The following is a 13,599-nucleotide window of genomic DNA, read 5'->3' as shown; positions in this document are numbered from 1 at the left end:
AAAAGCCCAAGATTATTGCGAAATCGCAGAAAAACTGACATTATACTGATTATGACAGAGCCAATCGCAGTCTTTGTACTAGCCTCCAGATGTCTCGCGCCGAACAAATCTGCGACCAAAACAATCCTAGGCCAAGGAAAATTACTGCAAAGAGTTCTAATTCCAAATGGTCCAAATTTCAGGTGGCAGAGCAATTCTACTTGGGCGAAGTTTGTTGAGGCGCTTTCATTTGAAGTTTGACGGACCAGCCAACGAGTTTTCACTAACGTTGCCGTAACCTTTAGCCAAAACTTCCTCCTTTCTCCACAACAACTTGCTGCCCGCTAAGTCGAAGGAGGCTGTCGCAACCACTCTCTTTACGACAAGGCAGATCGAGACACCTTGCTATTTTGTAGTGAGTCATGCCCATCGGGTTCGGGGACGACATCGATACACCAAATTCTCTGCGCGATTACTCATTAATTGATTGCAGCATTTTCTTGTATTTGGTGCCTGTTTTGGGGTCCTCGCCGTTAAGCTCAAGTGCTTTGAGGTGATATCTGTGTGCCATATTCAGGTCTGGCTGACTTCCTCGTCCAATTAGAAGCATCTCGGATGCAGCTTCACAGCCTGCAAAATCTCCGAGTTCACACCCCTTGCGAAACAATCCCAACGCGACTCCAAGTTCGCTTTGGGTAGTGGCATCGGAACGGTTGATAGTGGCGGCCCAAAAACTGCAACCAGCACCATCACCTAAATCGCAGGCACGCTTCATATACTGAACGGCTAGCTCCTTGTTGTCGCTAACCTTGCTCGTGTAAGCGTTGAGGCCCGCCGAGAAACAATAGACACCATTACCAGCCATACACGCTTCATGTGCATCCACTTTGGGCTTCTTAGCGTCACAGGAAATCAACATAGGCATAAGCGCCAAAAGCATCAAAAATGGCATCTGCTTCATTTAAAGTGCCTCCTCGGTAAAGTTAGTTAAGCAAGCAAAGATTGGTTCGGCAAACCGAACGACCGCTTCAATGCGATCGGGTGCTATCAGCTGCCGTACCCAGCACTCAAAAACTTCGGGTTCATTGGCATGGTCTAAACGATTCAAATAGCGACTAATGACCATTGTAACTAGATCTTGTCTGGCCATTATCGATGATGGTTTGAGGTTCCCGATAATGATGGCTGGCTTACCAGTCTGCAGGGCGGCCCTGAAACGGATATTTTTCTCAACTTGATGGTAGGTGATCTCCCCGCCCCAATTTCTGAAAAAGCGATGAGTCGCTGATGCATCACACAACAGTTTTGGGCTGATGCAGAAGTATATGCATGGATCATCGAGTTCATGGCGCTTTTCTTCTGCGCCAATGAAATTCATCATGGCTTGCTTCGTGGAGCTCTCTGTAAACTGCAGAGCCCCTATCTTTTTATCGAGGAACTGACGAGTTGGAAGTTGCAGGCCATTACTTAGGATATCTGCAATTTCGACGTCCGTAATCCGCGTGCAATGAAAGCATTGAATTGTGCAGTCCTCAATGATTCTTTCGACCTCTTCAATTAAGGGCAAATATGGGATAAATTGCTCCGGGAATTTTAAAAGTTTTGGAGCTTTGTAAATCAGGCTAACCGAATTTAGTTTACGGGCGAGTTCTACATTTTGATCCAAGTAGTTGAGTAATGCATCGGGCCAAGTTCGAAAATCGTCAAAATTTATGCTATTCATGGTTTTATCCAAGTTTCGCGATGAGGCAGCTTTCTAATTTGCGGGTCGTGAAAGAGCCCGCAGAGCTCGCTAAATTCTGTAGGTGACTGCATAAGCTAACTCGAACAAAGTATCGATAGCACCAAGATTGGCAACCGTGACTTGGAGCTTCTTGGCGACCGCCAACTTTTTGTTCTCTGTTAGCCCTAAGACCAGACGACAGATTTATCCACAGCCGCCTTCATCTACTGAAGTCCGCGAACCTTGGTAGCAAATTGGTAGCAAACCCAAAATAGGTATCTACTTCGACCTATTTCGAAGCTTGGTCCCTGCTGTAACTAATTGATTTTTAAGAAAAAACTGGTGCCGCAAACAGGATTCGAACCTGCGACCCCATCATTACGAAAAGTCGGGTCTTGGTGTTTCCGCTGATGGGCTGGTCTTTCCGCAGTTATCTAAACCATTGTTTAAAATTGATTTATGCCGACTCCGGGCTTTCCCGAATAATCGGGAGGCTTCCATCTTTTCCGCATTTGTGGTGACTATTTGGTGACTCGTTCTGAGGGAAACCGAAATGCCAAAGCTGACGAAAGCAATCGTTGAAGAGGCACTGGCCAAAGAAACCGCGTATTTTATTTGGTGTGATGGCCTGACTGGCTTTGGCGTTCGTGTCCTGCCGACTGGTTCGAAGAAGTTTTACATCGATTATCGAAATGCTGACGGCGACCGTAAGCGGATGAAGATTGGCGACTTTGGCCTGATGACGCTGGATCAGGCGCGCAAAGAGGCGACAACGAAACTCGGTGACGTCAATCGCGGAGGCGATCCAATCGAAGAGCGTCGCGCCAAGAAGAACGAAAAGACTATTGCAGAACTTTGCGATCTGTATCTGTCCGAGTCATCGAAAGGCACACTACTAGGACGGCGCGGCAAGCCGAAGAAAAAGCTGAGCCTTGAAGCTGACGAGACCGCCATTCGTGCGCACATAAAGCCTTTGCTTGGAAAGCTGCGAGCCGATGCTTTGAAGCGCCGCGACGTCTATCATTTCATTAGCGACATCACCGACGGGGAAACCGCCGCCGTCATCGTCACCGGCAAGCTGCGAGGCAAGTCTATCGTGCAAGGTGGGCCGAGCGCAGCATTGCGGGCGGTCAATGTTCTGAGTGGCATCATGTCCTTTGCGGTCGACCGTGAAATCATCCAAGCAAACCCCGTCCTTGGCGTCCGGAAACCCGCACCCGGCAAGCGTGACCGCCGCCTGTCGCCAGACGAATATGCGCGCCTTGGCGCTGCCTTGATTGAAGCGGAAAGCGAACGCTGGTCGGATCAAGGCATTTGGGGCTGCAAGCTGCTTTGTCTTACTGGCGCGCGCTTGGAAGAAGTTATGGCGCTGAAATGGTCTGAAGTGGACTTCGACCGGAAGTGCTTAGTTTTAGAAGACTCCAAAACGGGCCGATCTGTTCGCGCTTTAGGCCAGCCTGCAATCGAACTGTTGCAGGCCATTCGGCGGCAAAACACAAGCAATAACTATGTCCTTGTTGGAACTCTGGCCGACTTCTTTTCGGGATGGAAGGGCTTCAAAGCGCGACTTATGGAGCGCGCCAAGATTGAAGGCGCGAGCGCTCACACTTTGCGGCATAGCTTCGCATCAGTTGCGGCTGATATGGGATTGGCCGATTCCACAATTGCGGCACTGCTTGGCCATTCGTCAAAGACCGTCACCGGCGGCTACATCCATCGCCTTGACGCCACACTGAACGCTGCCGCCGACCTAGTCGCTCGCGAAATTCAAAATCAGATGACCGCCAAGAAAGATCAAGAGAAAACGTAGGAGCCTTCTAAAAACTTGGTTACATTGGTTACACTGGTTACAGCATTGAAAGAATTGGCTTTTGTTGTAACCAAACCTCTATTTTTCTTGGTTATATTGGTTACAACATTGTTTTTAATAGTAAAAATCAACCTGACTGTGGAAGTCTAATAAAAGGAGCCTGAAAATGGAAAAGCTGACGGAAAAAGTAGAGGTAATTGGCGATATGATGTTTCACGAACTTCCCGAACGCTACTGGCTTGAAGTCACCGGTAATGCCTTGGAGCCAACATTCTCAAACGGGTGCAAGGTGCGCTGCGAGCGCGACGCTAGACCAGAAAACGGCGATTTTGCGACCGCTTACATTCTTCAGCGTGGCGAATTGAAACAAGTCTTAGGAAAGGTCATTTTTGGACTACCAAAAGAGTTTGAACTTCCATTTGAGGGACATCCGGGCGACACTGTTCGGCCAATGGTCGTAATGGCGCAATCAAACCCTGCCCGACAGTGGTCCCTACCCGCCGAAAAACTGATGGGCCTTCATAAAGTTTCTGCGATTGCGGGCGAACTATGACCGAACCAGCCTGCATTGAATCCGAACGCTGGGCGAAGAAGTTAAAGCGATGGGAACGCGAGCACGACAAAGCTGTAATTGGCGCTCTAATCACTTTGCGGGGATACACTGCTAGCGACTATTTCGAAGAAGTTTCCAAGATGGGCTTCCAGCCCTGCGCAATCGCCAGCCGATCTAAACCAATGCGGTTCATCGAGAGGCCGCCCCCAATGGGTGCGGCTTACGACCGCGCCAGATATCGACTATTGACGCTGTGGGCTTGCGCGCATCGTAACCTAATAAACGCCGAAATAATTCAGCGTGAGGCAATCTTTGTTAACACTAGGCGCGGGCCGTGGGATACCCGACTAAGGCATATTGGCATGAACTGGCCAGCTGCAAGGCGGTTTCGACTGCCGTCATTTTGACTTTCTGAATAGCGACATAGGAGTTTACAAATGAACGATTCCGCAAAATTCACCAAGTTGGATTGGGTCGAACTTACCCCCGCCGACAAAAAGGCGCTTAAGATTTTTGCCAACTATGCGACAGATTTTGAGCCGCTCGCGAAGCTGGCGGGCGTTGGCCAAAAAAGCATGGATGAGCTTATCCGCAAGGAGCTTGCGGTGGAAGGCGAAAAGTCCATCCACGGACGTAGATTCAAGATTACAGAAAAGGGCTGGCTCGCGCTGAGTTGGATACAAGGGCGGCGAATTGAGCGCTTCTAGCTGAATCAAGTTTAACCGCATTCCTAAGATACCTGACGGGCGCACAGGGGGCGGCAGAAAGAAAAATACAGAAACCCCACAATATGGGGTTTACAAACCCCATAACGCGGGGTTATAGGAACCCCACAAGATGGGGTTTTGAAAATGGACAAATCTGAATCACCTGAGCCTCGCTCTCTCCACGACGTGTATGCGGAGGTAAAGGAACGCGCGGCCATTTGGGAAACGCCACAGTTTACCCTTGCTGACGTGAGTTTGGTCACGAGGGCTACACCAAAGGCAATTGAGCACTTTATCAACCCAGCTCGCGATTTGGTGCGCCTTCGTGGCTCACACGTAAATCCCGGTTCTGGGAAGCGTCGACTATTCACCGGCGTTCAGGTTGTGATGATTAAAGCTGCTTTTGTTGTGAGCTCGTTGGGCTTCCCGCAAAGATGGTCGCCTACGCTTACGCAGCTAATCGAGCGTCGCACTGACTTGATGAGCATGATGAATGCTGAAACCGAGGAACAAGTGCTAATCACTTATCCCGCCGAAGAGGGTAATGATTGGATATTTACAATTTGGGGCAGCTCGAACCTTGAACGCCCCCAAATTCCCACAGGGTTTATCTTTCTAGAGATGGATCGACTGATTCTTGAAACAAAGAAGCAACTTGAGGCAATTGTTTCAGGCGTCGAACCACCTTCGTTTCGTCCGCCTGAGCCACCAAAATTTGAAAACCCTTACTCACCAAAGGTGAATTTCTTCAAAGCGTGGTCAAAAGACGAATTGGGGCGCTGGGTTTATGTTGGCCTTAATCATGAGGAAACATTGATCCTTCTGAAGAGCCAAGACTCGCATCTTGAAGGCGATGAGCTTGTCATTGACTTCAATCCTGCCGAAGAATTTTATGATCCAGAACTTCGCCGCCTTCGTGTGGAACTGCGAAAAAAGCATGAGCAAGCCCGCGCCGAGGTGCTCGCTGCGTTCTATCGCCAGCCCGACACCTCATAAGCCGCACGCTGAACCAAAACTCTAATCTTCCCCAAAAAAACGGAGCAATCCAAATGATCGAAGAAACCAAGGCTTCCGAGCCAACAAACGAACTTTGCCTGCCGCCAGCCCTTCGCAAGCCGCGTTTGCGTCGTTGGGAGGCAAGCGAATATTTGACCATTGTTTACGGCATGACCGTCGCAACTGCGACGCTCGCAAAGCTTGCCTCAATTGGTGGCGGTCCGCTTTTCCAGCACGCAAATCGCACGCCGTTGTATCCAAAAGTCGAACTGGACGCTTGGGCGCTGGAGCGCCTTGGCGTGCTGAAGCGTTCGACATCAGACAAGGCGGCTTAACATGGGCGCGCAACAACAAGCGACTTCGCGAGCGCATGAAGTTTCGATTTGCCGTTGTCCGTCTCTAGGCGGTTGGCTGGTTCTGAGTGTCAGCCCGCATCAGGACTCTTCCGGGCTTCATGGTCGCTTCAAATCGCGTGCAATCGCTTCTTGCGTTGCTGACGCTATCGCCGGGCTTCCCGGTTATCGCCGCTCTGAAACTGACGATGAGAGGACCGCCCAATGAATGCGTTCACACCCGTTGCACCCCGCCTCGCAAAGCTGCTGCCAATGCTATCTTCAAGCCACGATGGTGAAAAGCTGGCGACTTTGGCGGCTATTTCGCGCGCATTGGAAAGCGCTAACTTAAGCTGGCACGACTTTGCGGCACACTTATCGGCTGAAAGCCAGATTGAAGAGGCCAGCCCGCGCTTCACAAATCTTGACCTTAACGGGCCAACCCATGCAATCGCCCGTTGGTGCATCAATAATCAAGCGGGCGAACTCAATGCAGTGGAAGGCGACTTTCTGCGCCGTTTTGCCTGCAATCCACATTGGACCGCGACACCAAAACAACGTGCTTGGCTTGTCCAGATTGCCCTGAAGATTGGGGCCTAAAATGACGATCTTCAGCTACGCCCCTGCGCCCGTGTCAAAGCCAATCAACTTTGCGGCCATTAACGCCGCCGCGCTGCCGCATTTGCACGTGCTCTGCCAGCGTTGGCTGCCTGATGGCAAACTCTGCAATTCCGAATGGGAGGCGATCAACCCAACGCGAGATGACCGCAGCCCCGGAAGCTTCAAGGTCAACATTCGGACCGGAAAATGGTCCGACTTTGCGACCGGCGACCGTGGCGGCGACGTCGTGTCGCTGGCCGCATTTTTGGGCGGAATCCGACAACACGAAGCCGCCTTGGAACTCTCAAAAATGTTGGGGATCGAAACATGAAGCCGCAAAAACTGTTTGAGCCGCTGACACCCGAAGAGCGATTGGCCGCGCCGCCTGTCGCAAACGATTCACCTGACTCGACCGTGATCTGGCCAGTGCCGCCTGACGCGCCAGCGATGCAATGCAAACATCCGAAGTATGGCACGCCAAGCCAGTCTTGGGCTTATCGAAGCGAGGCTGGCCAGCTGCTTGGCTACATCGCGCGCTTTGACTATTTTTCTGAAGACGGCAAGCCAGCGAAGATTTACCAGCCGATCACATTTCGGGATTTGGGCAACGGAAAACGCGACTGGCGGTCTAAGGGCTTCCCGACGCCGCGCCCGCTCTACAATCTTGACCAGCTAGCCGCTCGCCCTGACGCGCCGGTCATGATCTGCGAAGGCGAGAAAGCCGCTGACGCTGCCGCGATCCTGTTTCCTGACTTTGTTGCCACAACGTCGCCGAATGGCTCTAACAGCGCGGATAAAGCCGACTGGACGCCGCTGAAGGGCCGTGACGTTGTTTTATCGCCCGACTATGATGCACCGGGACAAAAATTCGCTGACGACGTTTATGCACATTTGAAACAAGTCGGGGCCGCGTCCATCAAGCTTTTGTCTGCCGACCGGCTGACGTTTAATCCCGCAGCTGGCTATGATTTGGCCGACGCTCTTGCCGATGGCTGGACGGCGGAGCGCGCCGCTGAAAAGCTGACCGATCCTGCTTTTGTGCGGCTGTATCTGGACCAGATTGGACGTGCTGCGCTTCAGGACGATCTTGAAGCCTTGGCCGGATACGAACGCGGCGAAATGCCAATGGAAGCGATAAAGGCCGCCTTTGAATGGCCGTTTCGGCTGACCAAAAAGGGCGTTGAAAAACGGATCGAAAAGAAAGACCCCGACACTGGCGAACTCGAACAACGCTGGCTTTGGTTTTGTTCATATCTTGAAGTTGCTGCCGATACGCGTTCGGGCGAAAACGATTCTTGGGGCCGCCTTTTGCTCATACGCGACCGCGATAACCGGCTGCACGAATGGCCCATGCCTATGGCGATGCTTGCAGGTGATGGCTCTGCTTATCGCGAGCGACTTCTGTCGCTTGGCCTGACGCTCTTGCCAAGCAAATGGGCGAAAGACGCGCTTGGAGAATACATCCAAACCGCACGCCCGCCAGAAAAGGCGCGTTGTGTTTCTCGCCTTGGTTGGACCGGTCGCACTTTCGTTTTTCCAACTGAAACCATCGGAGGCTGACACATGGCCGAACGCATCATTTTTCAATCCGCGAGCAATAACCCTAACCCTTTCAAACAAGCTGGCACACTTGAAGACTGGCAGGCAATGGCCGCGCTTGCCGTAGGTAACTCACGCCTTGGGCTGGCGCTTTCAGCGGCATTTGCGGCAAGCCTTCTCTATCCAACCGGTATGGAAGGTGGTGGCTTTCACTTTCGGGGCAATTCATCATCGGGCAAGACAACACTATTGCAGGCGGCTGGTTCTGCTTGGGGCGGAGGCTCTAACGGCTATGTTCGCACTTTGCGCGCAACCAGCAACGGGCTTGAAGGCGTTTGCGCTTTGCACTGTGACAGTCTGCTTTGCTTAGATGAATTGGGCATGATCGACGGGAAAGAGGCCGGAAACGTCGCTTACATGCTGGCAAGTGGCGTTGGCAAAATGCGCGCCGGCCAACGTGGCGAAGCGCGCCCGCCAGCCGAATGGCGCATCTTGTTTATTTCATCGGGCGAAATCAGCCTTGCCGACAAAATGGCCGAAGACGTGCGCGGCATTCGGGCCGCCGCTGGCCAGCAAGTGCGCGTTTTGGATATTCCTGTTGACGCTGGTGCGGGCTTAGGCGCTTGGGAGAACCTTCACGGCTTTGCGAATGGCGACGCATTTGCCCGACATATCAAGGCGGCTTCGCTGGCGAATTATGGTCATGCTGCCCGCGCATTTCTTGTCGCGATCACAAAAGACTTCGATAACATCGCGCCGCAGCTAAAAGATGATATGGACGCCTTTTACCGGGAAGCCTTGCCGCTCAATTGCGACGGCCAAGTAAGCCGCGCAGCGCAACGCTTTGCCCTTGTTGGCGCAGCTGGCGAGATGGCCGCCAGACTGGGCATCCTGCCTTGGCCTGAAGGCGAGGCGATCAACGCCGCCAAGCGATGCTTCAAAGACTGGCTTGCTGGCCGTGGTGGCATCGGTTCTGCTGAGAAATACGACCATCTTGCGACCGTCCGTAAATTCATCGAATTGCACGGCACATCGCGCTTTGAGCCGATGGGGAGCATGTTTCCGACTGATGGTGCGGGCGAACCGCTTGGCCTGCGCATCGTAAACCGTGCTGGCTACCGCCAATTCCGGTCTGACGCTCGCGACTATGAATATCTAATAACGCCGGAAGTTTGGAAGTCGGAAGTCTGCAAGGGCCTTGATGCAAGCGCCGTTGCCAAAACCTTGGCAAATCTTGGCATGATGGATACCGAAAAGGGCCGATGGACAAAGCTTGTCAGGCTTCCGGGCAATGCCACGGCGACACGCGTTTACGTCGTGACTTCGAAGCTGTTCGAGGACGCATAAGCAAAGCGGACAACCGAAGAAAAGCCAAGTAAATCCGCGCAAAATTGAATAGATAAAATCTATCGAAAATGCTTGATTGATTGATCTAAACTATGAACATGTTCCGTATCACACGCGGGGCCGCATGTTCAACCGACTTAAATCGCTATTTGCATCTGAAGAGAAATCGACCTTGGCGAATCCATCGCCGGAGTTGATTGCCCTATTTGGTGCGGCACCGACCGCTTCGGGCGTTAGCGTCACGGCTGAAACTGCGCTGAAGAATTCGACCGTTTACGGCTGCGTCAAAATCCTTTCTGAAAGCGTCGCGCAGCTGCCGCTTCACCTTTATCGGCGCACGCCCGACGGCGGCAAAGAACGCGCGACCGATCACCCGTTGTCAGCAATTCTAAATGGCCAGCCAAATGATTGGACGTCTAGTTTTGAGTGGCGATTGTCGATGCAATCCGCGCTCTGCCTGCACGGCAATGCGTACAGCTTTATCAATCGGGTAAAGGGCGAAATTGCCGAACTGGTCGCGATACCATCCAATCAAGTCAGCGTGCTTTCAAATCCGTTGACGATGGAGCCAGCATATCAAGTCACAACCAGCGCCGAAACACGCGTTTATGACCGCTCGCAAATCTTTCATTTGAAGACACTAGGAACCAGCCCGCTAGTTGGTCTGTCACCGATTGAACAAATGCGCGAACCGATTGGCGTCGCGCTGGCTATGGAGCAACACGCCGCACGGCTGTTTGCCTCTGGCGCGCGTCCCGGTGGCGTCTTCAAATATGCCAAGACGCTGGGGCCTGAAGCCATGAAACGGCTTCGAGACAGCTTTACAAGCGCTCATGCTGGCGGTTCGAACTCTGGCAAAACTCTAATTCTTGAAGACGGCATGGACTTCACGCCGCTTCAATTCACATCAGTTGATAGTCAATTCTTGGAAACAAGGCGGCACCAAGTTGCCGAGATTGCGCGGGGCTTCCGTATCCCGCTGCATATGCTTCAAGAGCTGGAGCGGGCTACCCACAACAACGCCGAGAGCATGGGCCGCCAGTTTGTCGCCCTGACGCTGTTGCCTTGGCTGAAGCTTTGGGAAGGCGCTATCTCGCGATCTTTGCTTAACCCTGAAGAGCGCGCCGAATACTTCGCCGAATTTTTGATTGACGATTTGGTGCGCGCTGATTTGGCGCAGCGGTTCGCGGCTTACAGCCAAGCGGTCACGAACGGCATTCTAAGCCCGAACGAAGTGCGCTCTGCCGAGAACCGTTCGCCCTATGATGGCGGCGATCAATTCCGGCTTCCACTAAACACCGAAGACGCCAGCGCGCCTTTAATGGGGGGCGGCGATGGAGCGGCTTAACCTAGAAGTCAAACTTGCTGCCAATGACGTTGAAGGCACGATCACCGGCTATGCAAGCCCGTTTGGTGGCGAGCCTGACTCTTATGGCGACATCATCGCGAAAGGCGCGTTTGCCAAGTCATTGGCCAATCATAAGGCCGACAACACAAACCCGCTGATGCTTTGGCAACACAACCAGGCGGAGCCGATTGGCGTCTGGCTTGACGTTCATGAAGACGCATATGGTCTTGCCGTTAAAGGCCGCCTGATCCTCGACACGCAACGCGGTCGCGAAGCTTACGCGCTTCTAAAGGCCGGGGCCTTGAATGGCCTAAGCATTGGCTTTCGCACAATTGACTTTGACCGCCGAGCCGGTGGCGGGCGCGTGCTGAAGACCATCGATCTAATCGAAATCTCGCCTGTTTCTGTTCCTGCTGCATCGCGGGCGCGGATCACAGACGTGAAGACGGCGCAAGCCGACAACCCCGCCGCATTGGGTGCGGCTTTTCAAAGGAGCAAAGCCGACATGGCTGTTCAAACAAAGGCACCCGCGCCTGAAGCGGAAACTGAAGACGTAACTGCGCGCGTTACCGCGCTTGAAGAAACCGTGACGGGCATCGATACCCGATTGCAGGCGGTTGAAGCGAGCGTTGGTGACGTGGCTAAATCCGCTGCCCGAATCGAGTTGAAGCTAAACCGTCCGGGCGCATCAACCGAAGCCGCTGCCGATCCTGCCAAGTTTGAGGCAAAGGCATTCGTTAGCTTCTTGCGCTCTGGCCGTGAAGCCATGTCGCCTGAAGAAGTCAAGGCGCTATCAGTCGCGCCAGACACCGCTGGCGGCTACCTTGCACCGGCTGACTTTGTTGCTGAAGTCGTGAAGGGCATTGTTGACTTCTCGCCTGTTCGCCAAGCCGCAAGAGTTGGTCAAACCGCTGCCGCTGAAGTGCAACTGCCACGCCGCACTGGTCGCCCGACTGCGCGTTGGTCTGGCGAGACTGAAGACCGCGTTGAATCCAGCTCGACCTATGGTCAAATCGAAATCGCGATCAACGAAATGACCGCCTTCACAGACGTTTCGCAACGCCTGCTTGAAGATTCGGCAATCAATGTTGAAAGCGAAGTTGCCTTCGATTTGGCTGAAGAATTTGGCCGCCTTGAAGGTGTTGCGCTCGTGAATGGCGATGGGGTGAAGAAGCCTTTGGGCTTCATGACCGACAGCACTGTTACGGCAATCAACTCTGGCGCAGCTGCAACTCTTGGCACCAATCCAGCCGACACGCTGATTGGCTTCCTTTATGCCCTGTCGCCCTTCTATCGGGCCAATGGCGCATGGATGATGAACGGTTCGACGCTGGCAACCATCCGACGCCTGAAGGACACTACCGGTCAATATCTCTGGCAACCGTCGCTTCAAGAAGGCCAGCCCGAAACAATCTTGGGCCGTCCTGTCATCGAAGCGCCTGACATGGCTTCGATTGGCGCGAACGCCGAGCCGATTGCCTTCGGTGACTTCAATCGCGGTTATCGGATTTATGACCGGGTTTCGATGAGCGTCATGCGTGACCCTTACACCGTCGCGACCAAGGGTCTTGTCCGCTATCACGCCCGCCGCCGCGTCGGTGGGGCCGTGGTCTTGGCTGAAGCAATCCGCAAACTTCGCTGCGCAGTCTAAGAAAGGGCTTTCACTATGGCTGACATTCACTCCAACATCGGGCCGGTTACTGCAATCACGCCCGCCGTCATCACCGCGACAACGACCGGCAATGGTCTTGATTTGGCTGGCTATGCGACCGCATCGCTGGTCATTTCAACCGGCGCAATCGTTGCTTCTGGGAACTTCACCGCCAAGCTTCAAGAAAGCGATTCACAGGGAAGCGGCTTTGTCGATGTTCCTGCCGCTGGCTTGATTGGCACTTTCCCGGCCGTCTTGGCCGCCGATTCCGTCGTGAAGGTCGGATACCTAATGAACCGCCGTTACGTGCGTTGCGTGGTCACTCTTAACAGTGGCACATCCATCGCGCTTGCGGCTGTTCTGGTTCGCGGCAACCCACAAACCGCCCCCGTGTAACCGCGAACAAGCCCGGCTGGGAAACTGGCCGGGCTAAACCGCTTGAAAGAGATAATCATGGGTTTGACGCTTATAACGCCACCGCTACAAAGCGCCGTCTCTCTAGATATGGTGAAGACGCATCTTCGCGTCGATCACAATGAAGAAGATGCAATTATTGCCGCGTATGTGGAAGCCGCAACCCAAAGCCTAGATGGGATCGATGGCGCGCTTGGCCGCTGCCTGATTAACCAGACTTGGAAGCTGACACTGGATAGCTTCCCTGAATTCATCGAAATTCCGCTGCCGCCCTGTCAGTCGATCACTTCTGTGACTTATGTTGACGTAGCTGGCGCAGTCCAAACGCTTGCACCAATAAACTATCAGGCCGTTGGGCTTGGTGGCGTTAGTGCGGCTTCGATCCATCCCGCTTATGGCAAGTCATGGCCAACCGCTAGAAGCCAGCCTGAAGCCATTTCTGTGACCTTTGTGGCCGGTTATGGGCCGTCCTACGCTGAGATTCCAGAACCCATTATCGCACGGCTGCTTGCCCGTGTTGGTGCGCTCTATGCTCACCGCGAGGGGCTGCCGACTCCTGATGATGACTTCCTAATCAACTACAGAACATGGGCGTTTTGA

At 53.3% G+C, this 13,599-nt stretch carries 13 protein-coding genes and 1 pseudogene; 12 read left to right on the top strand and 2 right to left on the bottom strand.

The window, feature by feature from the left end:
- Positions 1-451: 451 nt before the first annotated feature.
- On the bottom strand, positions 452-940 hold the full coding sequence (locus ACOVRA_RS10390; RefSeq protein ID WP_421720235.1) for a hypothetical protein: 489 nt from the start codon (positions 938-940) through the stop codon (positions 452-454).
- A complete protein-coding gene (locus ACOVRA_RS10385) occupies positions 941-1,702 on the bottom strand; it encodes a hypothetical protein (RefSeq protein WP_421720234.1) in 762 nt (253 codons plus the stop codon).
- A gap of 553 nt (positions 1,703-2,255) precedes the next feature.
- On the opposite strand from ACOVRA_RS10385, the gene ACOVRA_RS10380 reads away from it, so the two are divergent.
- From ACOVRA_RS10380 to ACOVRA_RS10325, 12 genes and pseudogenes are all read left to right on the top strand, one after another.
- On the top strand, positions 2,256-3,512 hold the full coding sequence (locus tag ACOVRA_RS10380) for a tyrosine-type recombinase/integrase (protein ID WP_421720233.1): 1,257 nt from the start codon (positions 2,256-2,258) through the stop codon (positions 3,510-3,512).
- Between the two features lie 166 nt (positions 3,513-3,678).
- Positions 3,679-4,065 carry a S24 family peptidase gene (locus ACOVRA_RS10375; RefSeq protein WP_421720232.1) on the top strand — a complete coding sequence of 129 codons (387 nt, stop codon included), beginning with the start codon at positions 3,679-3,681 and terminating at the stop codon, positions 4,063-4,065.
- A gap of 437 nt (positions 4,066-4,502) precedes the next feature.
- Complete coding sequence (locus ACOVRA_RS10370) at positions 4,503-4,772, top strand: hypothetical protein (RefSeq protein ID WP_421720231.1); 270 nt, start codon at positions 4,503-4,505, stop codon at positions 4,770-4,772.
- Positions 4,773-4,916: 144 nt separating this feature from the next.
- Positions 4,917-5,768, top strand: coding sequence for a hypothetical protein (locus tag ACOVRA_RS10365; protein WP_421720230.1), 852 nt, complete (start codon positions 4,917-4,919; stop codon positions 5,766-5,768).
- Between the two features lie 53 nt (positions 5,769-5,821).
- The gene (locus ACOVRA_RS10360) at positions 5,822-6,103 is read left to right on the top strand and encodes a hypothetical protein (protein ID WP_421720229.1); all 282 of its coding nucleotides are present in this window, start codon (positions 5,822-5,824) and stop codon (positions 6,101-6,103) included.
- A 222-nt stretch (positions 6,104-6,325) separates the two neighbouring features.
- Positions 6,326-6,700, top strand: a complete 375-nt coding sequence (locus tag ACOVRA_RS10355) for a hypothetical protein (RefSeq protein ID WP_421720228.1) — start codon at positions 6,326-6,328, stop codon at positions 6,698-6,700.
- 1 nt (position 6,701) lies between these two features.
- Positions 6,702-7,031 (top strand): hypothetical protein, encoded by a 330-nt coding sequence (locus tag ACOVRA_RS10350; protein WP_421720227.1) that lies wholly within the window; start codon positions 6,702-6,704, stop codon positions 7,029-7,031.
- Positions 7,028-9,586, top strand: a pseudogene (locus ACOVRA_RS10345) (DUF927 domain-containing protein). Before ACOVRA_RS10350 ends, ACOVRA_RS10345 begins: the two are co-directional and overlap by 4 nt.
- Before the next feature lie 172 nt (positions 9,587-9,758).
- Positions 9,759-10,934 carry a phage portal protein gene (locus ACOVRA_RS10340; RefSeq protein ID WP_421720226.1) on the top strand — a complete coding sequence of 392 codons (1,176 nt, stop codon included), beginning with the start codon at positions 9,759-9,761 and terminating at the stop codon, positions 10,932-10,934.
- Positions 10,921-12,585, top strand: coding sequence for a phage major capsid protein (locus tag ACOVRA_RS10335; protein WP_421720225.1), 1,665 nt, complete (start codon positions 10,921-10,923; stop codon positions 12,583-12,585). The genes ACOVRA_RS10340 and ACOVRA_RS10335 overlap by 14 nt, the downstream gene beginning before the upstream one ends.
- A gap of 15 nt (positions 12,586-12,600) precedes the next feature.
- On the top strand, positions 12,601-12,981 hold the full coding sequence (locus ACOVRA_RS10330) for a hypothetical protein (RefSeq protein WP_421720224.1): 381 nt from the start codon (positions 12,601-12,603) through the stop codon (positions 12,979-12,981).
- Between the two features lie 57 nt (positions 12,982-13,038).
- Entirely contained in the window at positions 13,039-13,599 is a 561-nt protein-coding gene (locus ACOVRA_RS10325) for a head-tail connector protein (RefSeq protein ID WP_421720223.1), read from the top strand.

This window comes from Aquidulcibacter sp. (genome assembly GCF_049239865.1).
Classification (GTDB): Bacteria; Pseudomonadota; Alphaproteobacteria; order Caulobacterales; family Aquidulcibacteraceae; genus Aquidulcibacter.
The sequence above is the reverse complement of the archived record's forward strand: the minus strand, read 5'-3'. Positions and strand labels throughout refer to the sequence as shown.